General features: G+C 66.4%; 25 protein-coding genes. 10 read left to right on the forward strand and 15 right to left on the reverse strand.

Annotated features, from left to right (window positions below):
* Window positions 1-60: 60 nt before the first annotated feature.
* Genes H977_RS0120810 through H977_RS0120825 form a run of 4 tightly spaced genes read left to right on the forward strand, consistent with a single transcriptional unit; the run spans window position 61 to window position 5394 of the window.
* A complete protein-coding gene (locus H977_RS0120810) occupies window positions 61-1683 on the forward strand; it encodes a dipeptide ABC transporter ATP-binding protein (RefSeq protein WP_029109677.1) in 1623 nt (540 codons plus the stop codon).
* Entirely contained in the window at window positions 1680-2621 is a 942-nt protein-coding gene (locus tag H977_RS0120815) for an ABC transporter permease (RefSeq protein WP_029109678.1), read from the forward strand. The genes H977_RS0120810 and H977_RS0120815 overlap by 4 nt, the downstream gene beginning before the upstream one ends.
* The gene (locus H977_RS0120820; protein WP_029109679.1) at window positions 2618-3601 is read left to right on the forward strand and encodes an ABC transporter permease; all 984 of its coding nucleotides are present in this window, start codon (window positions 2618-2620) and stop codon (window positions 3599-3601) included. Before H977_RS0120815 ends, H977_RS0120820 begins: the two co-directional genes overlap by 4 nt.
* Window positions 3602-3630: 29 nt before the next feature.
* Window positions 3631-5394 carry an ABC transporter substrate-binding protein gene (locus H977_RS0120825; protein WP_029109680.1) on the forward strand — a complete coding sequence of 588 codons (1764 nt, stop codon included), beginning with the start codon at window positions 3631-3633 and terminating at the stop codon, window positions 5392-5394.
* Window positions 5395-5397: 3 nt separating this feature from the next.
* On the opposite strand, the gene H977_RS0120830 is transcribed toward H977_RS0120825, so the two are convergent.
* The gene (locus tag H977_RS0120830; protein WP_029109681.1) at window positions 5398-5946 is read right to left on the reverse strand and encodes a class I SAM-dependent methyltransferase; all 549 of its coding nucleotides are present in this window, start codon (window positions 5944-5946) and stop codon (window positions 5398-5400) included.
* A 54-nt stretch (window positions 5947-6000) separates the two neighbouring features.
* Here H977_RS0120830 and H977_RS0120835 point away from each other — a divergent pair, with 54 nt between their 5' ends.
* The gene (locus H977_RS0120835; protein WP_029109682.1) at window positions 6001-6915 is read left to right on the forward strand and encodes a zinc-binding dehydrogenase; all 915 of its coding nucleotides are present in this window, start codon (window positions 6001-6003) and stop codon (window positions 6913-6915) included.
* A 7-nt stretch (window positions 6916-6922) separates the two neighbouring features.
* Here the strand turns inward: H977_RS0120835 and H977_RS0120840 are convergent, their stop codons facing one another.
* The 6 genes from H977_RS0120840 to lepA all read right to left on the reverse strand — a co-directional run bounded on the left by H977_RS0120840 (window position 6923) and on the right by lepA (window position 15469).
* Complete coding sequence (locus H977_RS0120840; protein WP_029109683.1) at window positions 6923-8158, reverse strand: acyl-CoA dehydrogenase family protein; 1236 nt, start codon at window positions 8156-8158, stop codon at window positions 6923-6925.
* Window positions 8155-9159: a GNAT family N-acetyltransferase gene (locus H977_RS0120845; RefSeq protein WP_081681793.1), complete on the reverse strand. Its 1005-nt coding sequence runs from the start codon at window positions 9157-9159 to the stop codon at window positions 8155-8157. The genes H977_RS0120840 and H977_RS0120845 overlap by 4 nt, the downstream gene beginning before the upstream one ends.
* On the reverse strand, window positions 9156-10643 hold the full coding sequence (locus tag H977_RS0120850) for an APC family permease (RefSeq protein WP_029109685.1): 1488 nt from the start codon (window positions 10641-10643) through the stop codon (window positions 9156-9158). Before H977_RS0120850 ends, H977_RS0120845 begins: the two co-directional genes overlap by 4 nt.
* A gap of 126 nt (window positions 10644-10769) precedes the next feature.
* Window positions 10770-12152 carry an LLM class flavin-dependent oxidoreductase gene (locus H977_RS0120855; RefSeq protein ID WP_029109686.1) on the reverse strand — a complete coding sequence of 461 codons (1383 nt, stop codon included), beginning with the start codon at window positions 12150-12152 and terminating at the stop codon, window positions 10770-10772.
* Window positions 12149-13453: an NtaA/DmoA family FMN-dependent monooxygenase gene (locus H977_RS0120860; protein WP_029109687.1), complete on the reverse strand. Its 1305-nt coding sequence runs from the start codon at window positions 13451-13453 to the stop codon at window positions 12149-12151. The genes H977_RS0120855 and H977_RS0120860 overlap by 4 nt, the downstream gene beginning before the upstream one ends.
* Window positions 13454-13594: 141 nt before the next feature.
* Window positions 13595-15469, reverse strand: a complete 1875-nt coding sequence (gene lepA / locus H977_RS0120865) for a translation elongation factor 4 (RefSeq protein ID WP_029109688.1) — start codon at window positions 15467-15469, stop codon at window positions 13595-13597.
* A gap of 79 nt (window positions 15470-15548) precedes the next feature.
* Here lepA and H977_RS0120870 point away from each other — a divergent pair, with 79 nt between their 5' ends.
* Window positions 15549-16184, forward strand: a complete 636-nt coding sequence (locus H977_RS0120870; protein WP_029109689.1) for a type II toxin-antitoxin system PemK/MazF family toxin — start codon at window positions 15549-15551, stop codon at window positions 16182-16184.
* 12 nt (window positions 16185-16196) lie between these two features.
* Here H977_RS0120870 and H977_RS0120875 read toward each other — a convergent pair whose 3' ends face one another.
* Complete coding sequence (locus H977_RS0120875) at window positions 16197-16805, reverse strand: GNAT family N-acetyltransferase (RefSeq protein ID WP_231396021.1); 609 nt, start codon at window positions 16803-16805, stop codon at window positions 16197-16199.
* An 87-nt stretch (window positions 16806-16892) separates the two neighbouring features.
* Here H977_RS0120875 and H977_RS0120880 point away from each other — a divergent pair, with 87 nt between their 5' ends.
* Complete coding sequence (locus H977_RS0120880) at window positions 16893-17141, forward strand: DUF6480 family protein (RefSeq protein ID WP_029109691.1); 249 nt, start codon at window positions 16893-16895, stop codon at window positions 17139-17141.
* Window positions 17142-17168: 27 nt separating this feature from the next.
* Here the strand turns inward: H977_RS0120880 and H977_RS0120885 are convergent, their stop codons facing one another.
* Window positions 17169-17600, reverse strand: coding sequence for a CBS domain-containing protein (locus H977_RS0120885; protein ID WP_029109692.1), 432 nt, complete (start codon window positions 17598-17600; stop codon window positions 17169-17171).
* 104 nt (window positions 17601-17704) lie between these two features.
* Here H977_RS0120885 and H977_RS0120890 point away from each other — a divergent pair, with 104 nt between their 5' ends.
* Entirely contained in the window at window positions 17705-18565 is an 861-nt protein-coding gene (locus H977_RS0120890) for a ribonuclease Z (RefSeq protein WP_029109693.1), read from the forward strand.
* On the opposite strand, the gene H977_RS0120895 is transcribed toward H977_RS0120890, so the two are convergent.
* Window positions 18532-19413, reverse strand: coding sequence for a TIGR03560 family F420-dependent LLM class oxidoreductase (locus H977_RS0120895; protein WP_029109694.1), 882 nt, complete (start codon window positions 19411-19413; stop codon window positions 18532-18534). The two genes, H977_RS0120890 and H977_RS0120895, sit on opposite strands and share 34 nt — an antisense overlap.
* Window positions 19410-20117, reverse strand: coding sequence for a hypothetical protein (locus tag H977_RS33595; RefSeq protein WP_196808284.1), 708 nt, complete (start codon window positions 20115-20117; stop codon window positions 19410-19412). The genes H977_RS0120895 and H977_RS33595 overlap by 4 nt, the downstream gene beginning before the upstream one ends.
* Window positions 20118-20204: 87 nt before the next feature.
* Between H977_RS33595 and H977_RS0120905 the strand changes: the two genes are divergently transcribed.
* Window positions 20205-20699, forward strand: a complete 495-nt coding sequence (locus H977_RS0120905) for a MarR family winged helix-turn-helix transcriptional regulator (protein ID WP_029109696.1) — start codon at window positions 20205-20207, stop codon at window positions 20697-20699.
* Here H977_RS0120905 and H977_RS0120910 read toward each other — a convergent pair.
* From H977_RS0120910 to H977_RS0120920, 3 genes are read right to left on the reverse strand one after another with little or no spacing between them, the layout of a single operon-like run.
* Window positions 20683-21522 (reverse strand): transglutaminase family protein, encoded by an 840-nt coding sequence (locus tag H977_RS0120910; RefSeq protein WP_029109697.1) that lies wholly within the window; start codon window positions 21520-21522, stop codon window positions 20683-20685. The genes H977_RS0120905 and H977_RS0120910 overlap by 17 nt on opposite strands.
* On the reverse strand, window positions 21523-22497 hold the full coding sequence (locus H977_RS0120915; RefSeq protein WP_029109698.1) for an alpha-E domain-containing protein: 975 nt from the start codon (window positions 22495-22497) through the stop codon (window positions 21523-21525).
* 16 nt (window positions 22498-22513) lie between these two features.
* The gene (locus H977_RS0120920; protein WP_231396022.1) at window positions 22514-24172 is read right to left on the reverse strand and encodes a circularly permuted type 2 ATP-grasp protein; all 1659 of its coding nucleotides are present in this window, start codon (window positions 24170-24172) and stop codon (window positions 22514-22516) included.
* A gap of 237 nt (window positions 24173-24409) precedes the next feature.
* On the opposite strand from H977_RS0120920, the gene rpsT reads away from it, so the two are divergent.
* Entirely contained in the window at window positions 24410-24670 is a 261-nt protein-coding gene (gene rpsT, locus H977_RS0120925; protein ID WP_029109700.1) for a 30S ribosomal protein S20, read from the forward strand.
* 21 nt (window positions 24671-24691) lie between these two features.
* Here rpsT and holA read toward each other — a convergent pair whose 3' ends face one another.
* Window positions 24692-25642, reverse strand: coding sequence for a DNA polymerase III subunit delta (holA, locus tag H977_RS0120930; RefSeq protein ID WP_196808293.1), 951 nt, complete (start codon window positions 25640-25642; stop codon window positions 24692-24694).
* Window positions 25643-25662: the final 20 nt, after the last annotated feature.

Below are 25662 nucleotides of genomic sequence, written 5' to 3' on the forward strand. Positions count from 1 at the left end.
ACAGTTGATTCTGGCCAACGATGGTCCTCATGAGATCGGCTACGCAGCGACACCCCAGCAATGACGCTGTTTGACGTCACCGATCTCGCCGTCACACTTCACACCGGGAACCGCGCCCGCGGGCGGCGACGAGTGCAGGCGGTTGAGCGGATCAGTTTCTCGGTCGAGCCCGGCCAGACAGCAGCGATCGTCGGGGAATCCGGTTCGGGCAAGAGCGTTTCACTCCTGGCGGCCACCCGGCTGCTCGGGCCTGACGCTGAGGTGACCGGTTCGGTTCGGTTCGCCGGTCACGACCTACTCACCTTGCCCGGCCGTGACCTACGCCGAATCCTGGGTAAGGAAATCGGTTTCGTCTTTCAGGACCCACAGAGCAATCTGCACCCGTTCAAATCGATCGGGCGTCAGATCGACGAAGTGCTGCGCATCCACACGCGCACTGCCCGCCACGCTCGGCGCCGCCGCGTCGAAGAACTGCTGACCGAGGTCGGCATCCCCGCCGGCGGGTACGACAGCCACCCGGCGCAGTTCTCCGGTGGCATGCGCCAGCGAGCGATGATCGCGATGGCGGTGGCGCTGAATCCAGCACTCCTCATCGCCGACGAACCCACCACAGCGCTCGATGTGAGTGTGCAGGCCGACATCCTGAACCTGCTCAAGCGATTGCAGCGCGAGCACGGCACCGCGATCCTGTTCGTCAGCCACGACCTGGGCGTGGTACACGAGATCGCCGATACGGTCACCGTCGTCAAAGACGGGCTGGTGGTGGAAAGCGGTCCGCGCCAACGGATCTATGAGGAGCCGCGGGAGCGGTACACCCGTGAGCTGTTGTCGGCATCGCTGCTGCACTCCGTGGATGCCGAACACCCGGCGCCGGCTGTCGAATCCATTGATACGGCCGAACCCTTGCTGACTGTGCGCGGTCTGCGCAAGAGCTACCGGACCCGGAGTCGCCGCACGCGCAGGACCGTGGTCGACGGGCTCGATTTCACCATCAAACCCGGTGAGATCGTCGGCCTGGTCGGTGAATCGGGTTCCGGCAAGTCGACGGTCGGCCGGATCGTGGCCGGACTGCAGTACGCCGATGCCGGTGAGATCACGCTGTCCGGAACGCATTACCCGACCGGCACACATGACGGTGTGCCGGCCCTGCCTCCTGCTGCTCGTCGTGACGTGCAACTGGTCTTCCAGGATCCGTACTCCAGCCTCAACCCCCGCCGCACCGTGGCGGGCTCCCTCGCCGAACCGCTACGAGCGCAGCACGTCGACAAGAGCGCCATCGCCGCGCAGGTACACACCGCCGCCGACAACGCCGTGCTGTCCCGTTCACTGTTGGACCGCTACCCCGCGGAACTGTCCGGCGGACAACGCCAGCGCGCCGCGATCGCCCGGGCCCTGGTGTTGCAGCCCCGGTTGATCGTCGCCGACGAGGCCCTGTCCTCACTCGACGTCACCACCCAGAGCGAGATCATCTCGCTTGTCCTGCAATTGGTTCGCGAGCAGCACACGGCCTTCTTGTTCATCACCCATGACCTGGGTGTGGTGTCCTCGATCGCCCACCGGGTGATCGTCCTCGGACCGGACGGAGTCGAGGAAATCGGCGCGACCGCACAAGTCTTCGCCAACCCGCGTTCGGACTACACGCGCAAGCTTCTCGACGCGATTCCCCGGCTGACGGCCTCATGACCGACCTGCTGCTCAAACCCTCAGTCCCAGTTGACGCCCCGGCCCCCGAACGCCGCGGCCGGCTGCGGGCCATCCTGCGCGATCCGGGGCTGGTCGTGGGTTCTGCCCTGGTCGTCTTCGTCCTGCTGGCCGCGCTGGCCGCTCCCGTGATCGCCGCCATCGCGGGCCACGGCCCCAATGAGCAGTTCCCCGACGAAACCCTGGACGCCTCCGGCCTGCCGATCACCGGCGGGCACGGCTTCCTGCTGGGCGCGGACGGCAGCGGCCGCGATGTCCTGATCCGCACGCTCTACGGAGCCCGGGTCTCGTTGGCCATCGGGGTCCCAGCCACCACGATCGCCATGATCGTCGGCGTTGTGGTCGGTCTGGCCGGAGGCTACTTCGGCGGCAGGCTCGACGCGCTGCTCTCGGAGGTGACCAACATCGCGCTGGCCTTTCCCTTTCTGGTGACGGCCCTGAGCGTCGTCACGCTCAACCGCGGTACAGCAGGGACCACCGTGGTCGACCCGGTCGTCGTGGTGATCGGCATCATCGCGCTGTTTTCGTGGACGTATTTCGCACGGCTGGTACGCAATTCGGTGATCGAGATCAAGTCCAAGCCGTTCGTGCTGGCCGCGATCGGCGCAGGTAGTTCACCGACCCGGGTGATCTTGCGTGAGATCCTGCCGAACATCGCACCGACCGTCGTCATCTACTGGGCTGTCCAGCTTCCGGTGAACATCATCGCCGAGGCCTCGTTGTCCTACCTCGGCGTCGGCATCCGGCCGCCCACCCCGAGCTGGGGCACGATGATCGCCAACGCTCAGGATTCCGCGCTCTATCAAACCCAGCCGCTGATGCTCATCGCTCCGGCGGGTGCGTTGTTCCTCACCGTGCTCGGTTTCAATGTGCTGAGCACCGCATTGCGGAATCGCTTCGACCCGAGCGCGGCCCGGTGACGCGCTCCCTGCTCTGGCGTTCGGCCCGCATGATCCTGACGGTGTTCGCCGTGGTGCTGGTGACCTTCGGGCTCACCAAGGTCGCCTATCAGAACCCGGCCCGGATGTTGGCCCCGGAGAACGCATCCCAGCAGACCGTTGACGCCATCGCCAACAGCCTGCGGCTCAACGACCCCTGGTATCTGCAACTGTGGCACTACGTGGTGCGCGGTCCGGAGATCAAGGGAACACCCACCGGGTTGCTGAATTGGCCGCCCAGCCTGGGCTATTCCTATCGCGAACAACGCCCGGTCACCGACCTGATCCTGGAGAAGATCCCGGCCACGCTGAGTCTGGCGGTCGGTGCGCTGGCGCTCTGGATCAGCCTGTCGATCCTGCTCGGCGTCTACGCGGCCCGCAGGCCGGGCGGCGCGTTCGACGCGATCACCTCAGGGATTTCCTATGTGTTCCTGTCGATCCCGACCTTCGTCACCGGCGTGATCCTGCTGTTCGTGCTGTACTACCAGCTCTCATTGGCGGGCCTGAAATGGTTTCCCAGTGGCGGTTACGTGGCGCTGACCACCTCTCCCACCGAGTGGGCTCGGCACCTGCTGCTGCCATGGCTGACTCTGGTCCTCGCCGAGCTCGGACTGTTCCAGCGGGTGGTGCGCGCCTCGGTCCTGGAGGTGTCCAACAAGGACTTCATCCGCACGGCCAGAGCGAAAGGTCTGGCTCCGCGCGCGGTTTACTTCAACCACGCCCTTTCGGCCGCGCTCAATCCGATCCTGACGCTGGGGGCCATCGAATTCGCCGCGATCCTGGGCGGGGCCATCATCACCGAGCAGATCTTCGGCCTCGACGGCATCGGACGTCTCGCCGTCGGCGCCGCGAACAACGGGGACGCTCCGGTGGTGATCGGCTGCACGTTGCTGGGCGCCGTCATCTTCGTCATGTCGACGTTCACGATCGACGTCATCACTGCAGCCCGAAGCGGCAAATAAGCCATTCCCCAACACAATCGAGGAACATCATGAGATCACCACGGAATCTGGTCGGCGCGCTCATCGCGACCACCGCGCTACTGGCCGCCGCCTGCGGCACCGACGCGGGCTCGTCGGGCGGCGACCCCACCCAGCTGTACGGCGGCACCCTGCACATCGCGTCCGTCGGTGACGTCGACGCACTCGACCCGCTGATCGCCTACTCCGCCGAATCCTGGCAGGTGATCCGGGCGACCACCCGCCAGCTGGTCACCTACCCGGGCAGCAAGGAAAGCATCGGCAAAGACACCGAGGTGGTCCCCGATCTCGCCGAGAAATGGGACATCAGCCCCGACGGCAAGACCTACACCTTCCACCTGCGCGACAACATCCACTACTCCGGATCCGCCAACCGCCCGATCACCGCGCAGGACTTCGTGTACGCAGTCAAGCGGTTTCCGGATCCCAACGCCCAGGTCAGCGCCATCACGTATTACAACGCGCTGTTCGACGGATTCAAGGAATACTCCGACGAGTTCGCCAAGGTGCCCACCGGCAACCTGGCCGCGGTCAAGAATTTCATCGACACGCACGACATCCGGGGTTTGAAGGCACTGGACGACAAGACATTACAGCTCACCCTGACGCGTCCGGCCAGTGACATCCTCGACATCCTCACCCTCAACTTCGTCACCCCGCTGCCCGAGGAGGTGGTGTCGAAATACTTCGCCGACAGCCTGGAGTTCCGCAAGAACTACGCTTCCAGCGGCCCGTACTCCATCGAGTCCCTCGACCCGGGCAAGCAGCTGACCCTGGCGAAGGTGCCCGAGTACAACTCCGACGGCGATCCGCGGAAGGCCTACGCCGACAAGATCGTCTTCGACACCACGGTCAGCTCGGCCGACGCGGTGTCTCAACAACTGCAGACCGGCACCGCCGACATCGGGCTGTACGTCCGCGCCTATCCGGCCAATGTCATCGCCCAGTACAAGAAAGCCAACCCGGACCGGTTGCACACGTCGCCCAGCGGTTCGGCGGTCTTCATCAGTCAGAACAACCCGGACGAGCCGAAAACCCCGGCACAGGAAGCATTCAAGGATCTGCGGGTGCGGCAAGCCTTCAACTACTCGCTCAACCGTGCCGACGTGGTCCGGGGGCTCGGTGGCCCGGACTCCGCGATTCCGAGCAACGAGATTCTGACATCGACGATCGTCGGGTACACCGGGAAGAACCCGTACCCGACCCCTGAGGACAAGGGCGACCCGGAGAAAGCCAAGGCGTTGTTGGCCGAAGCCGGCAAGCCCGGCCTGGCGGTCAACGTGGCATACCGCAACAATCCGGAGTTCGAGAAGATCGCCACGTCGGTGCAGACCGCGGCGGCCCGCTCCGGGATCAACGTCACGCTGACACCGATCGCGGCCGACAGCTGGGGCGCGTTCGATGCGTTCCTCAGCGACAAGTCCAAACTCGGACAGTGGGATCTGGCCATCACCAACTGGACCCCGGACTGGCAGGGCAACAGCGCGCGGATGACGTTGGGCGGCTGGCTGGACTCGGACTTCGCCCCGGGCGGCACCTGGAACGGCGTCACCTACAGCAACACGAAACTCAACGAAGCCGTCAACCGGGCGTTCGCCGCCAAGGACCCGACCGCCGACTGGCAGGAAGCCAACACGATCGCGACCCAGGATCTGGCGTGGTTCCCGTTGATCGAGCGGGTGAAGACGGTGCCGACGTCTGACCGGGTCACCAACTGGACCTGGCAGTCACTCGGGAACAACGCCGACATCACCAATATCGCGGTCAACGGGTAGCCGTCAGGCCCGGCGGCGGCGTGCGAGCAACCAGGCCTCGCCGCCGCCCTCACCCTCGGTCATCACGTCGAGGCCGGCGAAAGCTGTGGTGAGTTCGCCTGCGGCAGCACGGAATCGACCGGGCTCGGCACCGACCTCGCTGAGCACATTGATCGCGAGAATGCCTCCGGGCGCCAGCCGTTCGACCATGGCCGGGTACAGGCTGCGGTCGCGGAACCGGTGACAGACGATTACATCGACCGGCGGGCCCGGCGGCAGGCCGTCGTCCAAGTCGATCACGTCGAACCGGCAGCGATCGGCGACCCCATGGTGTACGGCCGACTGCCGCGCCTGGGTGACGGCCACCGGGGACACGTCGAGGCCCCACACGTGCAGCCCCCGCCGAGCCAGCCACACCGCGACCCGACCGGTGCCACACGCGACATCGAGGGCCGAACCGGCCAGCGGAAACACGTCGGCCTGCCCGCTGAACGTCTGCGGCAGGCCCGGCTCCGATACCGGCTCCCGGTCGGCATAGGCCGCGTCCCAGCGGATGCGGTCCTTATCGCTCACGAGCGCCACCCTATGAGAGGGAATAGCGCCACAGCGTTCGGGGTTAGCCCGTGCATGCGAGCCCTCGTCTACGACCCGCAATCCCCCGCCAATCTCCGGTTCGACCAGGTGGCCGAGCCATCGGCCACCGAATCCCAGGCCTTGATCGATGTACACGCGATCGCGCTGAATTTCGGTGAGCTGCACTTCATCGACCACATGCGCCGGCCGGGCGAAGTTCCGGGCTGGGACAGTGCCGGTGTGGTGGCTCAGGCCGCGGCGGACGGATCGGGACCGCCGGTCGGCGCCCGGGTGGTCGGATTCAGCGGGGAGGCCGGCTGGGCTGAACGGCGGGTGGTATCGACCGACAACCTGGCCGAGCTGCCCGAGTTCGTCGAATTCGAGGAAGCGGCCGCGCTGCCGGTGGCCGGGGTGACGGCGCTACAGTCATTGCGCGCGCTCGGCCCGGTGGTCGGCCGTCGGGTGTTGATCACCGGCGCCTCAGGCGGCGTCGGCCGGTTCGCGGTGCAGCTGGCTGCGCGGGCGGGCGCCCACGTGGTGGCCGCGGTCGGCAGCCCGCCACGGGGTGAGGGCCTCGAAGAACTCGGCGCCGCCGAAGTGGTGGTAGGGCTCGATACCGTCACCGAACCGGTGTTCGGTGTGCTCGACAACGTCGGTGGGAAACTCTTGGCACAGGCCTTCAGTCTGGTGTCCGACGGTGGCTCGGTGCAGTCCATCGGGATGGCGTCCAACGAGCCCACCACGATCAACTTCGAGCAAGAGCGGCGCATCGGCAACCGGAAGCGGTTGGAGCCGTTCACCGTTCGGGCCCCGTTCCAGGCCGATCTGCACTACCTGCTGAACCTGTTGGCCGAGGGTGAACTCGATCCGCAGATCGGCCTGCGGGACTCGTGGGAGAACACCGCCGACGCCGCCCTGGCGTTGTTGGGTCGCAAGGTCCAGGGCAAGGCGGTACTGCAGGTCGCCTGAACCACGCTCAGTTGCCCTGGCCGCCACGTCCCCGTGACACCAGATCGGCCACCGGATCTTTGCCGTTGATGAACCAGTCGCCGAGGATGCGCGCCTTGTATACCACAGGGTTGTGCGACGCAAGGGTGCGAGCGTTTCGCCAATGCCGGTCCAGCCCAAGGCCTTCGGACACTCCGGAGGCACCAAGCGCATCGAACAGTCGCGTGGTGGACCGTAATGCGGCACCGATGATCACCAGTTGCGCCTGCGTCACCGCGACCTCGGCGTCGATCAACAGCTCACGCGCATGGTCCTCACCGCCGGCCAGACGGCCGGTCACGATGCGGTCGAGGGTTCGCGCGGCGGCGCCCAGCGCTGCCTCCGCGCCGAAGGCCTCCGCCGAAAGCTCACCGATGACCTGCAGCAGTTGCGGATCATCGGCGGGCACCTCGGCCAGGCCCTGAGGGTAATTGCGCTTGCGGTCCTTGAGCGCTGCCGAAGCATCCCGCTGAGCGGCCTTGGTGATGCCGGTGAGCACGGCGAGCATCGCGATCTGATAGAAGTGCGCCTGGTAGCTGAACCGTTCCGCAGCCGGAAACACATTGCCCTGCTCGGCCCGGGCCCGTTCGTAGTGCGCCGAACCGCTCGCGGTGGTGCGTTGACCGAATCCTCGCCAGTCATCAGTCAGGGTCACCCCCGGATCGTCGGCGCGGACCAGCGCCGTCCACAGCTCACCATCGTCACCGCGGCCGAGCACATCCAGCCAATCGGCGTAAAGACTGCCGGTGGCATAGTATTTCGCCCCGGAAACCAACCAGTGATCGTCTTCGGCCGTGACCGTGGTGGCCAGATTAGCCAACGTGACATTGTTGGCTTCCGTCCAGCCGCCACCGACGAATTCGCCTGCCAGGAAACGCTTGATCCAGGTGTTGTTGTCCTCCGACACCCGGGCGTTGAGCCGGTCCTCGACAAAGGCCAGGTGGTTGCGCCAGATGTGAGCGACATTCGGATCCGCCGCTCCCAGCTCGGCCAGCAACAGGAACGTCTGCTCCAGCGACGCACCGAAACCGCCCTGCTCTGCCGAGATACGCAAGGTGCCGAAGCCGGCGTCGCTCAGCCAGCGCACCTGCTCATGGGGGAACACCCGGTCTGCCTCACGCTCTCGGTTCCCCTCGGCGATCCGCTCGAAGATCGGCCCGAACACCGAGCGCAGTTCGGCGTCATAGCCGGTGGGGCGCTTCAGATAGGTGTTGTCTCTTGTCATTCCGACCTCCCGGCGGCATCGATTCGATATGCGTATTCGTCGCGGACCCTGCGGTATCCCAGCCGGCGATACAGCACATGGGCATTGCTGGCGTTGTTGATGTCGGTGCCGAGCGAGGCGTCGGTGAGCCCGCGGCGCAGTGCCGCCAGCCAGATCTTGCGCAGCAGCAGCTCCCCTGTTCCAGCCTTTCGACGATCACGGCGCACGCCGATGTAATCGGTATGCGCACTGCGGATCTCGTCTGCGCCGGTACCCGAGATGTAGGTGGAACCCAGGACGTAGCCGACCACGACATCGTCGTCGTCAATAGCGGCCAGGCTGAAATCCGGGGTGAATGTGCGGCTGGCCAGATGATGCTCCCAGCGTTGCGGGGTTTTCGACATGTTCCCGAAGTGCTCACTGAACGTGTCGAACTGCACCTGGCGAACCTGTTCGGCGAATCCGCCCGAGATCACCTCGGGCCACGACAGCACCCGGATTCCGTCGATCTGTGCGGCCGCCAGTGCGACCGGATCCTCCTCGCGCAACGATTTTCTGGTGGCGACGAACTCTCGTTCCCGGCGTGCGCCGCGTTGGGTCAGGGCGTCGATCACCACCGCCTGCTCGGCGCCGATGTAAACCCGCAGGTACGCACCCGGGACAGCGACCCGGCCGAACTGCGCGACGCTGTCGCCGACGATCGCCCGCACCGCCTCGGCCGGGGCGTGCGGGCCGAACACGAAGTTGCCCAGCACCTCTGGTTCCGCACCGTCAGGTCGGTGCAGGGCGGCGTATCCGGCCACTGCATCGGCGTCGTCTAGCAGAACGACGGCAGAACCGGGATATACCCCGGCCAACTGTTCGGCCACATCCCGTGAATCGGCGGCGAATTTGCGTCCACCGAGCCCGGGGGAGGTGGCCAGGAAGTCGGCGATCAGTGGGTGGTGTCGCGGAGTTACCTCGGCGACGGCCCAACCGGTCACCTCTGCCACCGCGGTCAACGTGTCCGCTGTCAGCGTCACGGCGTCACTCCCGCATCGAGCAGGCGCTGCTGTTCCTCGGGCGAGACACTCTGAATGGTGCCGATCCGGTTGGCGACCTCAGGCTTGGTCCGCTTGAGGTACCAGTACCACGACAGGCCGGCCAGCAGGATGGCGCCGAACACGAAAGGCAGGATGTTGAACGGGAACTCGGGCACCGGGTAGAAGTTGCTGACGATCACATAGCCAAGACCGACGGTGGCTGCGACAGCAACCGCGGCCCGCACCGGAGTCAACGCGCCGATCTTGCGCAGCCAGATCGGCGTCGCGATCACGACCAGCAGGTAACTCACCAGGAAGCCCCAGTTGGCCACATAGCCGCCATAGACATCGAACACCAGCCGGCCCGCGGAGCTGAACGTGGCCGTGACCGAGAATGCCAGCGCCAGGAGCCCGACGAAAACCACTCCTGCCCAGGGTGTCTTGTAGGCCGGGTGCACCTTGGTGAAGACGTGCGGCAACGCACCTTCATGGGCGAACGTGAACAGCGAGCGTGCCGCCGCGGCGGTGACCGCGGTGACGAACACGATGAAGGCGATGGCGACGGCCCCGCTGACGATCTGGTTCACCCACTCCACCCCGACGCTCGTCGCCAGTTGCGGCAGCACCGCCTTGTCACCGTCGATCTCGCCGAAATGCAGGATCTGCGGGTAGGTCGCGAAGATGTAGAGGGCACCGATCAGGAGCACCACGCGCAGTAGAGATCTGGCGATGTTGCGGTGCGCGTCCTTGGCCTCGGCCCCCAGCGAGGCGACGCTTTCAAAGCCGGCATAGGAACCCACCGCGGTGACGGCCGCGATGAACGTCGCGCTCGAGCCGAGGTGCTGGGGGTTCCACTGCTCCCAGTCGATCCGGAACCCGTAACCGATGTAGGACGCCACGATGATCACCAGGATCGACGCGATGGCCAGCAATTCGAAGGCCAGTTCGTATCTGGCGGCCAGTGAAACGCCGCGGTAGGGCAGGTACACCGCGACACCGACCACCACGATCACCAGAAGCAGGCGGAACCAGACCGCCTGGGAACCAAGGCCGATCGACTCCAGGAACGCATCGAGATAGAGCACGCCGCCGAGGGTGCCGGTGGTCGCGAAACCGATGTAGCCGAACAACAGGCTGAACCCGGCGGCGAAAGCGAAGCCGGGGCCAAGACCGTTACCCGTGTAGGTGCCCAGCGATCCGGATGACACCGTGCGCCTGGCCTGGAAACTGATCGTGATGGCGACCAGCACCACGATGGACAGGCCGATCACCGCGGCCCACGCCGCACCCTTGCCCGCCGCCACGAACAGCGAGAACGGCACCACGGCCAGAGCCACACTGGGCGCGGCGGCCGCGAGGCCCTGGGCGAAGACGCCCCACGGACCCAGTGCCCCGGATTCCAGCCCCGTCGATTCCGCCGAGATCAGCGTGCGGCCTGCAGCCCCCGTGGTCGGGTGGGCCTTCGGATCGTCTGTTGTAGTCACGGCAATGTCCCTTTCTGACCGCGACGCCTCCCGTCCGCGAACCGGTACGGGTGGTTGACATGTCGGTGTGTATTGCCACACTGCCGCAATGGGATTCGCGCCGTCAGCTATGGAATCGGCGGGATTCTATTGCGAATGAACGGAATTCCTGCGGAATGCGGCGCCGGGGTGGCCGCCAGGTAGTAATCCGTCGTCACCGCCGAACAACTTCTGCCGCAACGTGGTCGGATCCGAAGCCTCGCGGGCGCGACCACGCCGGCGCAGTTCGGGGATCAGGTATTCCGCCACATCGGCGAAGCTGCCGGGCGTGACGTGATAGGCGATGTTGAACCCGTCCACCCCGGTCCACTGGGCATACGTGTCCAGAGCATCGGCCACGGTGGCGGCCGACCCGACGAACAACTCGCCGCCGAACCCGCCCAGTCCTCCCACGTAATCCCGCAACGTCAGGCGCTCACGGGCACCGGAATCGGTGACCGAGGCCAGGATGGACCGGCTGGCGTCGGTGTCGAACTGCCCGATCGGACGATCAACACCATACGTCGACCAGTCCACACCGGACAGCGCGGACAACAGAACCAGCCCGCCTTCCAGGTCGTGGAAGGCGGCGAGTTCGCGCGCCTTGGCTTGGGCCGCGGAATCGGTACTGTCCGTGACGATCTCCACCGAGGTGATGAACTTCAACGATTGAGGGTCGCGGCCGTGCCCGGCTGCCCGGCGCCGGATGTCCTCGATGTGGCTGCGCAGCACCTCGGGCCGCGGATCGCTGACGAACACCAGTTCCGCGTTGCGGGAGGCGAACTCCCGGCCGGCCGGAGACGTGCCTGCCTGGAACAGCACCGGAGTGCGTTGCGGCGAAGGTTCGACCAGGTGCGCCCCCGGCACCGTGAAGTACCGGCCGTGATGGCCGATGTCGTGGACCTTGGCCGGGTCGGTGTAGACCCCGCGCTCGGCGTCGCGCAGCACCGCGCCCGACTCCCACGAGCCTTCCCAGAGCTTGTAGGTCACCTCCAGGAATTCCTGCGCCATCGCGTACCGCTCGTCGTGCGGGATCTGCCGGTCGCGGCCGATGATGTTGCGCGCCGCACTGTCCAGCAGCGACGTGACGATGTTCCAGCCGATCCGGCCGCCAGTGAGGTGGTCCAGTGTGCTGAACTTGCGTGCCAGCAGGTAGGGGCTCTCGTAGGTGGTCGAGACCGTGATGCCGAACCCCAACCGGTGGGTCGCCGCGGCCATCGCCGACACCGCCAACAGCGGATCGGTCACCGGTGTCTGCACGGCTCGCGCCAGCGCGGCGCTGGCATCACCGCCGAACACGTCGCTCTGCCCGACCGCATCGGCGATGAACAGCACGTCGAATCCACCGTCATCGAGCAGCTTCGCCAGCTCGACCCAGTACCTGACGTCGGTGTAGTCGGCGGTGCGGTCCTGTGGATGACGCCACAGTCCGAAATTGCCGTGCGACACCGTCGACATGGTGAACGCCGACAGCACATACGGTTCGGTCATGACAGCTGCCGCTGCGGTACGTCGAGCCCGAGATGGGATCGCAGTGTCGTGCCGGCATACTCGTGGCGGAACAGCCCGCGTTTGCGCAGCACGGGCACCACCTGCTCGACGAAAAGCTCGTGCTGGCCCGGCAACCCGGAGTCGCGCAATACGAACCCGTCGGCGGCGCCCGCGGAGAACCACTGCTCGATCTCGTCGGCGATCTGCTCGGGCGTGCCCACCACGGCGGCTCCCCAGCCGTTGACGGTGCGGTACAGGAACTCTCGCACCGTCGGGTTTCCCTCCGTGGCCAGCAGCCGGTAGCCGACCAACGCGGTCTGGTGGGTCTCGGTGTGGGTGGGGAACGCTGATTCCGGTACGGGACCGTCCAGGTCGGCACCGGTGACGTCGACGTCCACCTCGAGCAGCCAACCCGCCTGGTACTGCGGGCTGAAGTACTCATACTCCTGCTGCTGGGCCCTCCTGGCTTCCTCCTCGGTGGAACCGATGATGTAGCGCAACGAGGGCGTGATCAGTGGCGGCGTCGCCCGGCCTGACCGCCGCGACTCCTCGTGGATCTGGGTGTAGAAATCCTGTGCCCGCGTGCGGTTTCCATGACTGGTGAAGATCACCTCGGCGTGCCGCGCCGCGAAACCCCGTCCGGTCTGCGAGGAGCCGGCCTGGAAGATCACCGGCTGCCCTTGCGCCGACCGGGCCGCGCCCAGTGGACCGGCCACATCGAAGTAGTTCCCGTGATGGTTGGTCGGTTGAATTTTGTTGATGTCGTTGAAGATTCCCGCATCCCGGTCCTCGACTATCGTATCCTCGCCCCAGCCGTCCCACAGCTTGCGCACCACCTCGAGCGCCTCCTCGGCAATCCGGTAGCGCTCGTCGTGCGCCACCACCCCTCGGGCGCTGAAGTTGTCGGCGGCGGCCTGCGCGAAGCTGGTGACCAGGTTCCAGCCGGTCCTGCCACCACTGAGGTGGTCAAGTGAAAGCAGTTGACGGGCAAGGTGATACGGATGCGCGAGCGTGGCCGATCCGGTGACCACCAGGCCGATCCGGTCGGTGACCGAGGACAGTGCGGCCGTCGCGGTCAGCGGCTCGAAGTCTTCGGTGATCTTGTACGGCCAGGTCGCCGGCGGGCCGTAGTTCAGGCCGTCGGCGAAGAACAGCGCGTCGAAGGTACCGGCCTCGGCCGTCTGCGCATGGCTGATCAGCCGCCGGCGCACCCCGGCGGTGCTGTTGTCGATGTCGGGATGGCGCCACGGCCCGGTAGAGCGGGTATTGCCGAAAGCGAGCAGGTGCAGTTCTCTGGGCACTGCGCCGACACTACGATCCGCACCGGCCCGGGCCGAGGGTTGCGCTCAGCGCGACCAAATCACCCCACTGACGAGCTGAGTGGCCAGTTGTGACACGCTTCTTCGCGATCTGCGTGCTCTAACTGGCCACTCGTGCAGAAGCTATTTCTTCGGCTTGTCCGCGGCCGCATCGGTGGACAGTGCCGCCACGAACGCCTCCTGAGGGACTTCCACGCGACCGATGGTCTTCATGCGCTTCTTGCCCTCTTTCTGCTTCTCCAGCAGCTTGCGCTTACGGGTGATGTCACCGCCGTAGCACTTGGACAGTACGTCCTTGCGGATGGCCCGGATATTCTCGCGGGCAATGATTTTCGCGCCGATCGCGGCCTGAACCGGAACCTCGAACTGCTGGCGTGGGATGAGCTCCTTGAGCTTGGTGGTCATCTTGTTGCCGTAGGCGGCGGCCGAATCCTTGTGCACGATGGCGCTGAACGCGTCCACGGCCTCGCCCTGTAGCAGGATGTCGACCTTGACCAGATCGGCCTGCTGCTCGCCGGCCTCCTCATAGTCCAGGCTGGCGTAACCGCGCGTGCGCGATTTCAGCGAGTCGAAGAAGTCGAAGATGATCTCGCCCAAGGGCATGGTGTAGCGCAGCTCGACGCGTTCGGGCGAGAGGTAGTCCATGCCGCCGAGCTCACCGCGCCGGGACTGGCACAGCTCCATGATGGTGCCGATGAACTCGCTGGGCGCGATGACGGTGGTCTTGACCACCGGCTCGTGGACTTCGCGGACCTTGCCTTCGGGCCAATCCGACGGGTTGGTCACCACGATTTCCGACCCGTCGTCTTTGACGACCCGGTACACGACGTTGGGTGCGGTGGAGATCAGGTCGAGATTGAACTCGCGTTCCAGACGTTCACGGGTGATCTCCATGTGCAGCAACCCGAGGAAACCGCAGCGGAACCCGAAGCCCAGCGCCACCGACGTCTCCGGCTCGTACGTCAGGGCAGCATCATTGAGCTGGAGCTTGTCCAGCGCCTCGCGCAGTACCGGATAGTCCGAGCCGTCCACCGGGTAGAGGCCGGAGTAGACCATCGGCCGGGGCTCCCGGTAACCGGTCAACGCCTCGGTGGCACCCTTGCGTGCCGTCGTCACGGTGTCCCCGACCTTGGACTGACGAACGTCCTTGACACCCGTGATGAGATAGCCGACCTCTCCGACACCGAGACCGTCGCTGGCCTTCGGTTCGGGAGAGACGATGCCGACCTCGAGCAGTTCGTGGGTGGCACCGGTGGACATCATCGCGATCTTTTCGCGCGGGTTCAGCTTGCCGTCGACAACCCTGACGTACGTCACGACGCCGCGGTAGATGTCGTAGACCGAATCGAAGATCATCGCGCGGGCCGGCGCATCGGCGTCACCGACCGGCGGCGGGATCAACCGGACGACCTCGTCGAGCAATTCGCGGACGCCCTCGCCGGTCTTGCCCGACACCCGCAGCACATCCGACGGCTCGCACCCGATGATGTGCGCGATCTCACCGGCATAGCGGTCGGGATCGGCGGCGGGCAGATCGATCTTGTTGAGCACCGGGATGATCGTGAGATCCCGGTCGAGCGCCAGGTACAGGTTGGCCAGCGTCTGCGCCTCGATGCCCTGGGCGGCGTCGACCAGCAGCACCGCCCCCTCGCACGCCTCCAGCGCGCGGGACACCTCGTAGGTGAAGTCGACGTGGCCGGGGGTGTCGATCAGGTGCAGAACGAAGTCTTCGCCGCCGACCTGCCAAGGAAGGCGCACGTTCTGGGCCTTGATGGTGATGCCGCGTTCGCGCTCGATGTCCATGCGGTCGAGGTACTGGGCCCGCATGTCCCGGTCGGCGACCACGCCGGTGATGCCGAGCATCCGGTCGGCCAGCGTCGATTTGCCGTGGTCGATATGGGCGATGATGCAGAAGTTCCTGATCTGCGCCGGCGCAGTGAACGTCTTGTCGGCGAAGCTGCTGATGGGAATCTCCTGATGAGCGTGGGTGTGCGGCACGTGCTGTGCCCCTCAAGGGTATCGAGCCGGCACCGTCACGACACAATCGCCAGGGGTCCGCTCGCATATGCTCGACAACATGGCGTCGCAGCGGAAGGCGTTCCAACAGGTTCTCAAGGGCGTAGTGGATGGCGCCCAGAACCTGGTGTTCAACGAGGCGCCGAAGTTCGTGCGCCAGTTACAAACCACCGACAACGTCCCGCGGACCGTGCAGCAGGGTATCCAACAGGGCCTTCAGCAGGGCATCAGGCTGGGCCTGGGCGTCCTCGCCGGCGCGGCCGCCCCGCCGCCGCAGGCGATCACCGCCGGCCGGCCGGTATCGAAGCACAGCGTGCCCACCGCGCACCGGGCCCGCAAGATCATCTACTCCCCTGACCTGGACGGGCAGGCCGATCCCGGCGAGATCGTCTGGACCTGGGTGGTCTATGAGGACGATCCGACGCAGGGCAAAGACCGTCCGGTCCTGGTGGTGGGCCGCGATCACCGCACCCTGCTGGGATTGATGCTGTCCAGCCAGGATTACCACCGCGACGATCCGGACTGGATCGCCATCGGCACCGGCACCTGGGACTACGACGGCAGACCGAGCTGGGTCCGGCTGGACCGCGTGCTCGATGTCCCCGAGGAAGGCATCCGTCGCGAAGGCGCGATCCTGGACCGCCACCGATTCGAGGCGATCGCCGTGCGGCTGCGCGCCGAATACTCCTGGAGCTGACCCGCTCAGCGGTCAGCGCGGTGCCCGCCACATCGGCGTCATCGTGGGGCCACCATCTGGCAGCACGATCTCGCCCGTGACTTCGAACCCGAAACGCAGGTAATACGGAACGTTGTCGGGATTGCTCGACTCCAGATAGGCCGGCGCATGCTCGGCATCCACCCGATCGAGTCGCGACTGCATCAGTGCATGCCCAAAACCACCGCCGCGCACCGTGGGATCGCTACCGATCACCGCCAGATACCAGTGCGGCTCCTCGGGGTGATGCTGCTTCATCAACGACGCGACCTGCTGCCCCCGGGCCGCCCGGCGACCGAACGCGCGCGCGAAGCCGGGCATCATCAGCAATTCCTGCAGCCCGGTCTGCCGCCAGTGCCCCGGCGGGTCCCACAGCGCCGCAGCCTCGATGACGCTCTTCCGCGCCGCCACCTCGCAGCCCCCGCCGGCCAGGAAATGGTGACGGGTCATGGTCGCGAACATCCGGGCCAGCCCGCGTTTTCGGCGGGCGGGCTCGGGCAACATCCACACCATCACCGGGTCGTCATAGAACGCGCGCCCCAGGACACCGGCAAGCTCTTTGATGTCGGATCTGCGGGCGGGTTGGACGTCGACGAGTGCCACCAGCCCACGATGGCACATGCGCACCCCGCGTGGCCGCGACAGCACTGCGCCGAGCGTTGAATCGGTGTGAGCGGGTATTCCACGCCCATGACCGCGCTCCCACCCGATCCCGACCCGGCCGAGATACCCGATCTGGAACCAGGTGGTGGTGTCGCTCCAGGGGCCACACCACCGGATTCGGCGCAGACTTCAGGGTTGGGCGAACCCGAACCGCGACCGCGCCACAAGTACACCCCCACCTCGGTGAGCGCGATCATCGGGTTGATGCTGTTGATCGCGGTGTTCGTCGCGGTCGGTGTCCTGTTGATCATGAAGATCTCCGGCGTCTTCGACTGATGACACCGTCGCTACTGCCAAAGCGGCTCAGCGGCCCTGGGTGATGTAGGCCTGCAGCTGTTCCTGCTCGGCCTCCAGTTCTTCCATCCGGGTCTTGACGATGTCACCGATGCTGACGATGCCGGCGAGTCGCCCGCCGTCGAGCACCGGGATGTGGCGCACCCGGTTCTCGGTCATCAGCGCGCTGAGGTGGTCCACGGTGTCACGCGGAGTACAGGTCGCCACGACCGTGGTCATGATCTCCGACACCGGCTGCGCCAACAGGCTGCTGCCCCGCTCGTGCAGCTTGCGCACCACATCACGTTCCGACACGATGCCGGCCAGTCCACCGGGGCCCATCACCACCATGGCGCCGATGTTCAGCTCGGTCAGCCCGGCCAACAGTTCGGTCACCGTGGTCTCCGGCGAAATCGTCACCACCGCCGTGCCCTTGTTTTTCAGCACGTCCGCGATTCGCATCGGCAGCCTCCGATCGTGATCCACCTCACACCAGGCTAGAGCCGAGACGGTCAGTACGAAAGAAGCCACGCCTGTTCGGGCCGGGACGGAGTAGGAATGGGGCCATGATCGAGGTCACGCTGCTCGGCACCGGTAGCCCGATCCCTGATCCGGAGCGGGCCGGGCCCTCAACCCTGGCGCGCGCCGGCGACCAGATGTTTCTCATCGACTGCGGCCGCGGCGTACTGCAGCGTCTGGCCGCCGCCGGCGCCGGCGCCAACCAGCTCAGCGCACTGCTGCTCACGCATCTGCACAGCGATCACATCGCCGACCTCGGCGATGTGATCATCACCCGCTGGGTGAGCACCTTCGCCCCGGAGCCTGGGCCCCTGCCGATCATCGGGCCGCCCGGAACCGCCGAGGTGGTCGACGCGACGCTGCGGGCATTCGGACACGACATCGGCTACCGCATCGCCCACCATGCCGACCTCACGGGCCCGCCGAGGGTGGAAGTCCACGAGCACACCGATGCGGTGGTGTGGGACCGAGGCGGGGTGCAGATCCGGGTGGCACCCACCGATCACCGTCCGGTGACGCCGACCATCGCCTTCAGGATCGAACACAGCGGGGCCTCCGTGGTGGCGGCCGGCGACACCGTGCCGTGCCCCGGCCTCGATGCGCTGGCCGCCGGCGCGGGAGCCCTGGTACACACGGCGATCCGCAAGGATCTGATCGAAATGCTTCCGCAGCAACGGATCCGCGACATCTGCGACTATCACTCCTCGGTGCAGGAGGCGGCGGCCACCGCCACCCGCGCGGGCGTCGGGATCCTGATCCTCACCCACTACGTGCCCGCGATCGCCGCGGGCACAGAGGACGATTGGCGCGACTTGGCCACCTCGGTGTTCGACCGCCAGATCGAACTCGGCGACGACCTGCACCGGGTCGAGGTTCATCCCGGGGTGTGCGCTCGATCGCGCAGCTGATCGGCCGCCCCGGCCGCCACGTCGAGATCCGCACCGGCCCAGGGACGTCCGCGGGTGATCAGCACGACGTGCTGCAGACCGAGCTCGGCGAGGTCCTGGCAACGTCCGACCAGCTGCGCGACGGTTTCGCCGGGTTGCAGGGCGCTGGTCACCGTGCGGTGCACCGCCTCGGACGGTCGTCCGACGTCGGCGCAATGCCGGTCCAGTACCTCGAGCTGACGGCGGATGGCTCGACCGCCGTCGGGCACGTCGAACAGGTTGCAGGCATCGCCGTACTGTGCGACGAGCCGCAGAGTGCGGCGCTCACCGGTTCCGCCGATCAACACCGGAGGATGCGGCACCGTGACGGGGCGCGGCCGGCAGATCGGCCGTTCAAGTGTCAAATGTTGCCCCAGGAAAGCGGATTCGTCACCACGCCACATGTGGTAGGCCAACTGCAGCAGTTCGGTCATCCGCTCGAACCGCTCCTCGGTGTCGGGCAGGAAAAGCCCCATCGCAGTTGCCTCGGCCGCGTTGTAGCCCGCGCCCAGGCCCAGCCAGGCGCGGCCGTGGGAGAGGACGTCGAGCGTCGTCACCGCCTTGACCAAGAGCGCAGGCGCTCGGAACGTGGCTGCTGACACCATGGTGCCCAACCGGATCCGGCTCGTCGCCGCGGCGAGATAGCCGAGCGCGGTGTACGCCTCCAACATCGGCTCGTCGGTCACACTGGCGGGATCGGCCTGCAGGAGGTGATCGGCCACCCACACGGTGTCCACCGCGGTGCCGTCGAGAAAGGCCGCAAGCGAGGCCAACCGCTCGTGGATCGGCTCCGGCCACGAATAGTTCGTGACACTGATACTGAGCTTCACGACCGGCTCCGGGCAGCCCGGCGCGCCGGCAGCAGGGCGCCGGCCACGATCAGCCAGATGAGGCCGGTGAACCGCGCGACCGGCAGGATCACCGCCGATTCGGGCCAGATCAACACCAACGTGGCCAGTTCCGCGAGTACGGCGATCGCCAGGCCGGTCCAGGCCAACCACCGCGGCAACAGGCCGAGCACGAGACTGGGAACCGCAATTCCCGCGAGCAGCAAGCCAAGTGCCACGATGTGTCCCACCCCTCCGGTGAGGAACACCAGGTAGTACAGCGCACGGATCAGCCCGTCGGCGACAACCACTTCGGCCCGGGACATGGTCCAGCAGATCAGCCCGGACAGGGCGAGCGACCCGGCCGCGAGGATGCCGCCGGCCAGGGCGATCGTGGCGCCGGGCGCCGTCACACCGAGTTGCCTCAGGCGGGTACTGACGGTCGCGGCGTAGATCGCCAGCGGCACCGATGCCGCGAACGTGCCCACCGCACTGGCCTGCACCGCGGTGTGGTTGCCGTGGATGTACCGAAGAATCTCGGCCGCCTCGCCGTACGGCAGCGGCATCACGCCGCCCAGCGCCACACCGACGGCCAACCCGGCCAGCAATAGCGCCAGTGAGACGGCGGCCACCGGGGCCAGGGGTGGTCCCCCTTGCCGGCCGGTCGGCCGGACGGAACGCATTCGATTCTCTGCTGAATCATTCATGAGTTGAACGATATGCGCGGACGACGTCGAACTCAACTGCCTGAACGTTTTTTATTTTGAACGATTTCTCCGTGATACGGTCTGAGCGTGGAAAATGGGCGACCCGACACCGTGGCATTTCTGTTGGCACAACTCGGCCACCGCGCCGCCACCCAGTTCGCCGAGCAGATGGCGACCATCGAGCTCACTCCGCCCCACGCCGGCATCCTGCGTGCCATCGGATCTCAACCCGGGCTCAGCCAGCAGTCGCTGAGCACCCAACTGGGCCTGCTACCGAGTCGAGTCGTCAGCTACGTCGACGATCTGGAGGAGCGTGGCTACGTCGAGCGGCGGCGCAACCCCGACGACCGGCGCCTGCACGCGTTGTTCCTCAGCGCCGCAGGCAAGAAGGCGCTACGCCGCATCGGCGAGTTGGCGCGCCGCCACGATGAGGGGATCACCGCCGGGCTGAACGCCAAGCAACGCGGCGATCTCCACGCGCTGCTGCAAATACTCGCCGAGCAACAGGGCCTCACCCCACACGTGCATCCGGGCTTCCGCAATCTGGGCCGCCCAGGCGGGCGCGTCAAGCCAAGCGGGTGATCTCCACGACCACATCGAGATCGGTCGAACCCTCACCCGAATAGATTCCCTTGAGCGGGGCCACATCAGAATAATCCCGGCCCACCCCGACGCTGACGTACTGCTCGGTGATCTCGCTGTCGTTGGTCGGGTCGTAGTGCCACCACCCGCCGGTCCACGCCTGAATCCACGCGTGGCTCTGCCCGTCGATCGTGTCCCCCACACCCGCCTCATGCGTCGGATGCAGGTAGCCCGACACGTATCGGGCCGGAATCCCCATGGACCGCAACATGATCAGCGAGAGATGGGCGAAGTCCTGACACACGCCCTTACCTTCACGCAGGGCATCGAGCCCCGAGGAGTGCACCCCGGTGGTACCCGGCACGTAGTCGAGCTCGCTGCGGACCCACTGCGCCACCGCCATCACCGCGTCGAACGGATCGTGATCCTTGGCGATCTGCTGACCCACCCGCGTGATCCGCTTGCTGCGCGGGGTGTAGTGCGTGGGGCTGATCACCTCGTCGAACCGGTCGATCACGGCCTCGGAGCGCAAGTCCTCCCAGCTCGCCAGCTCTTCGGGTTTCTCGGCGACGTCGGTCTCGACCACCGAGGACCCGGAGACCTCCAATTCGGTGTGTGGGGCGTGCAAGTCGAACGCCGTCACCGCCGTCCCCCAATAGTCCACATAGCGATAGGACCGCGTGGCCGGCACGGTCTCGACCCGGTTGAGGATCACGTTCTGACGCGAGTCCGACCGAGGCGTCAGCCGGGCCTCGTTGAAGGACGCGGTCACCGCCGACTTGTACGCATACCCGGTGGAGTGCACCACCCGTAGCCGCCACATCTAGACCTCGCCCTCCTCGATCACAACCACGTCCCCGCGCCCGGCATCGGTCCAGGCGACCCACGGCGCGGAGTGGAAGTACTGCAGCGCCAATGCTTCTCCGACATCCCGGCAGGTTTTCTGCAAGCCGGCCAGCCGGGTGTCCAGGGATTCCAGCAGCGCGCCAGGCGGCAGGAACTCGAGCTCGCTGCGGGCCCGGCCCAACAGCCGCTGCGCCTCGGCAGTGGCGCCCAGCCGGTCGTGCGGACGGTTGAGCACCTCGTCGAGACTGATTTCGGCCAACCGCAGCGAGAAAAAGATCGACCGGGGAAACAACCGGTCCAGCAACATGAATTCGACCACGCGGCCGGCGTCGAGCACGCCGCGGTAGGTGCGCAGATAGGTGTCGTGCGCGCCGGCTGAACGCAGCAATGTGACCCAGGCCGGCGACGACGCGCTGTCACCGACCCGCGACAACAGCAGCCGGACCATCATGTCAACCCGCTCGATCGCGCGACCCAACAACATGAACCGGTAGCCGTCGTCGCGACTCAGGGTCGAATCGGCCAGCCCGGCGAACATGGCCGCGCGCCCTTCGACATACGACAGAAACTCATGCGGCCCAAGGCGTTTGGCCGCACGTTCACGCTCGGCGAGCGCGTTGTACGTGGTGTTGAGACACTCCCAGATCTCGGTCGAGGTGACTTCCCGTGCGCCCCGGGCATTCTCGCGCGCCGCCGATATCGAATCGACGATCGAGATACCGCTGCCGTCCCGGCTGAAGGCCACGATATCTGTCAACGACCACATATCGAGACGCTGCTCGGGCGGCTCGAGGCCGAGCACCCGCAACAGGGTCCGCGAGGCGACATCCGGATCGACGCTGGAGTCCTCCAACAACTGATGCACCGTGACATCGAGGATGCGTGCGGTGTCGTCGGCCCGTTCCACATAACGTCCGATCCAGTACAACGACTCGGCATTGCGTGCCAGCATCTACGCGCACCCCCTCCTATTGCTGTTGTTGGGACGAACCATCGGGCGCGCCATCGCCTTTGGGCCCTTTCACGGCCTCGGGCAGGGACCTCACCACCTCTGCCGCGGCCAACTCGCGGTCGGCCGCCGACGTTCGCGATGCGAGCACCCAGGTGTCCTTCGAACCGCCGCCCTGGCTCGAGTTCACCACCAGCGACCCTTCCGGCAGCGCCACCCGGGTCAGGCCACCGGGCAGCACCCAGACGTCGTTGCCGTCGTTGACCGCGAACGGGCGCAGGTCTACGTGCCGGGGCGCCAGTGTGTTCCCGATCTGGGTGGGCACGGTGGACAGCTGCATCACCGGTTGGGCGATCCAGCCGCGCGGATCGTTGCGGATCTTCTTGCTGATCGTGGTCAATTCCTTGGCCGAGGCGTCCGGACCGAAAACGATGCCGTAGCCGCCCGAGCCCTCCACCGGTTTGATGACCAGTTCGTCGATTCGGTCGAGCACTTCCTCCCGTTCGGCGTCCAACCAACAGCGGTACGTGTCGACGTTGGCCAGGATCGGCTTCTCTCCCAGGTAGTACTCGATGATGGTCGGCACGTAGGTGTAGACGAGCTTGTCGTCCCCGACCCCATTGCCCACCGCGCTGGAGATCACGACGTTTCCGGCCCTGGCCGCATTGAGCAGCCCGGCCACCCCGAGCACCGAGTCCGGACGGAACTGCATCGGGTCCAGGTAGGCGTCATCGATGCGGCGGTAGATCACGTCGACCTGCCGCTCGCCCTCGGTGGTGCGCATGTAGACGGCGTTGTCGCGGCAGAACAGGTCGCGGCCCTCGACCAGCTCGACGCCCATCTGCCGGGCCAGCAGCGAGTGTTCGAAGTAGGCCGAGTTGTAGACCCCGGGGGTGAGCACCACGACGGTGGGGTCGGCGACGTTGGTGGGCGCCGCGTTGCGCAGCGCACGCAGCAGATGCGACGCGTAGTCGCCGACCGCGCGCACCCGATGAGTGGCGAACAGGTTCGGGAAGACACGCGCCATGGTGCGCCGGTTCTCCATCACGTAGGACACCCCCGACGGCGATCGCAGGTTGTCCTCGAGCACCCGGAAGTCGCCCTTGTCGTCGCGAATGAGGTCGATACCGGCGACGTGGATGCGCACGCCGTTGGGCGGCACGATGCCGGCGGCTTCACGGTGGAAGTGTTCGCAGGAGGTGACCAGGCGGCGCGGGATCACGCCGTCGCGCAAGATCTCCTGCTCGCCGTAGATGTCGTCGAGGTAGCACTCCAGCGCCTTGACCCGTTGGGTGATGCCGCGTTCCAGCCGGGACCATTCCGCGGCGGAGATCACCCGCGGCACCAGATCGAGCGGAAACGGCCGCTCCTGGCCGGACAGCGAGAACGTGATCCCCTGATCGATGAATGCTCGGCCCAGCGCATCCGACCGCGATTGCAGTTCGGAGGCGTCGGACGGAGCAAGCTCGGCGAAGATGCCCTTGTACGGGCCGCGTACGTTGCCAGAGCCGTCGAACATCTCGTCGAACGCCTCCGAGTACCTGCCCAGGCGGTTGTAGCCGCCGAAGATGCCCTGATGTTCGGCACGCCGCGTCGAAGCGGCGCGCTGCCCGGCCGGCCTCGACCCGTTCGGTTCGGCTGCTGGGCTACGGACGGATCTCAGGCTCACCCTCCCCATGCTGCCGCACCGGGCCGTGTTTCGCCGGGTCAACGGAGTAGCGCGTTTCGGCAGGCCAAAGGGCGGTCGAGGTGGTATGCGGACGGAAGGACCAGGCATCGGAGGCCGACGATTCGGCAGCGCCATTTTGGGAGTTCAGATGTCTCGCTGGTACCCTGAACAGTCGCTGCCCGCAGTGCGGGTGTGCGCACCCAGACTTCGGTAACCCCAGCTAGAGAACTACGAAGGAATTTTTACGTGGCCAACATCAAGTCGCAGGAAAAGCGCATCCTCACCAACGAGCGTCGTCGGCTGCGGAACCAGTCGGTGAAGTCGTCGCTGCGTACGGCTGTGCGTAGCTTCCGCGAGGCCGTCGACGCGGGCGAGAAGGACAAGGCCGCCGAGTTGCTGGTGTCGACCAGCCGCAAGCTCGACAAGGCCGCCAGCAAGGGCGTCATCCACGCCAACCAGGCCGCCAACAAGAAGTCGGCTCTGGCCCTGGCCCTGAACAAGCTCTGATCCTTCAGTAGTTCATCCGGTTCACCGGGTGGCGAGTTCCGCCACCCGGCGTACCGCTGTCTCGAGGGCGTAGTCGGCATCCGCCGCTGCGCCCTTTACGTCTGCATTGAGGGTGGCGACCACCCGCATGGCCTCGGCCACCGAGTCGCGTGACCATCTGCGGGCCTGCTTCTGCGCCTTCTGCACCCGCCACGGCGGCATCCCCAGTTCACCGGCCAGCCGGTACGGATCTCCCGACAGCGGACCGACCCGTGCGATCGTGTGCACAGCCTCGGCCAGCGCGTCGGCCAACACCACCTGTGGTTCGCCGGCCAGCATCGCCCACCTCAGCGCTTCGGCGGCGCCCGCGACGTCTCCGGTGACGGCCTTGTCCGCGATATCGAAGCCCTTCACCTCCGCCTTGCCGCTGTGATAGCGGCGCACCGCAATCGCGTCCACCTGCCCGGCGGTGTCGGCCACCAGCTGTGAGCACACCGCGGCGAGCTCGCGGATGTTCGATCCGACCGCGTCGAGCACCGCGGTGACCGTGTCGTCGGACACCTTGGCCCGCAGTGTGCGGAACTCGGCCCGCACGAAATCCGCGCGCTCGGCCGGCTTGGTGATACGGGCACACGGATGCACTTGTGCGCCAAGCTTTTTCAGTTGATCTGCCAACGCCTTGGCCCGCCCGCCGCCGGAGTGGATGACGACCAGCACTGTGCCCGGCGGCAGATCGGCTGCGGCCGAGGCGATCAGGGCCACAGCATCCTTGCCCGCCTCGGCGGCGGCCTCCAGCACCACCAAGCGTTCCTCGGCGAACAACGACGGACTCAGCAGCTCGGCCAGCTCGCTGGTGCTGACCTCGCCGGCGCGCATCCGGTCCAACGGGACGTCGTCCGATCCGGCCTGCTGACGCAGTGCCCGCAGCACCGAGCCCACGGCTCGTTCGACCAGGAGTTCCTCATCACCCAGGACCAGGTGCAGACCGTCGATCTGTTGACTCACACCGATGA

This window comes from Mycobacterium sp. URHD0025 (assembly GCF_000426065.1).
GTDB lineage: Bacteria > Actinomycetota > Actinomycetes > Mycobacteriales > Mycobacteriaceae > Mycobacterium.

Excerpts from the sequence above, each read along its gene's own strand:
- H977_RS0120815 (WP_029109678.1), top strand. The coding sequence starts at position 1,680 with ATGACCGACCTGCTGCTCAAACCCTCAGTCCCAGTTGACGCCCCGGCC.
- H977_RS0120825 (WP_029109680.1), top strand. The coding sequence starts at position 3,631 with ATGAGATCACCACGGAATCTGGTCGGCGCGCTCATCGCGACCACCGCG.
- H977_RS0120880 (WP_029109691.1), top strand. The coding sequence starts at position 16,893 with ATGACCGCGCTCCCACCCGATCCCGACCCGGCCGAGATACCCGATCTG.
- H977_RS0120885 (WP_029109692.1), bottom strand. The coding sequence starts at position 17,600 with ATGCGAATCGCGGACGTGCTGAAAAACAAGGGCACGGCGGTGGTGACG.
- H977_RS0120920 (WP_231396022.1), bottom strand. The coding sequence starts at position 24,172 with ATGGGGAGGGTGAGCCTGAGATCCGTCCGTAGCCCAGCAGCCGAACCG.
- H977_RS0120915 (WP_029109698.1), bottom strand. The coding sequence starts at position 22,497 with ATGCTGGCACGCAATGCCGAGTCGTTGTACTGGATCGGACGTTATGTG.
- H977_RS33595 (WP_196808284.1), bottom strand. The coding sequence starts at position 20,117 with ATGAATGATTCAGCAGAGAATCGAATGCGTTCCGTCCGGCCGACCGGC.
- H977_RS0120840 (WP_029109683.1), bottom strand. The coding sequence starts at position 8,158 with ATGACAAGAGACAACACCTATCTGAAGCGCCCCACCGGCTATGACGCC.
- H977_RS0120890 (WP_029109693.1), top strand. The coding sequence starts at position 17,705 with ATGATCGAGGTCACGCTGCTCGGCACCGGTAGCCCGATCCCTGATCCG.
- H977_RS0120855 (WP_029109686.1), bottom strand. The coding sequence starts at position 12,152 with ATGACCGAACCGTATGTGCTGTCGGCGTTCACCATGTCGACGGTGTCG.
- H977_RS0120910 (WP_029109697.1), bottom strand. The coding sequence starts at position 21,522 with ATGTGGCGGCTACGGGTGGTGCACTCCACCGGGTATGCGTACAAGTCG.
- H977_RS0120870 (WP_029109689.1), top strand. The coding sequence starts at position 15,549 with ATGGCGTCGCAGCGGAAGGCGTTCCAACAGGTTCTCAAGGGCGTAGTG.
- H977_RS0120835 (WP_029109682.1), top strand. The coding sequence starts at position 6,001 with ATGCGAGCCCTCGTCTACGACCCGCAATCCCCCGCCAATCTCCGGTTC.
- H977_RS0120810 (WP_029109677.1), top strand. The coding sequence starts at position 61 with ATGACGCTGTTTGACGTCACCGATCTCGCCGTCACACTTCACACCGGG.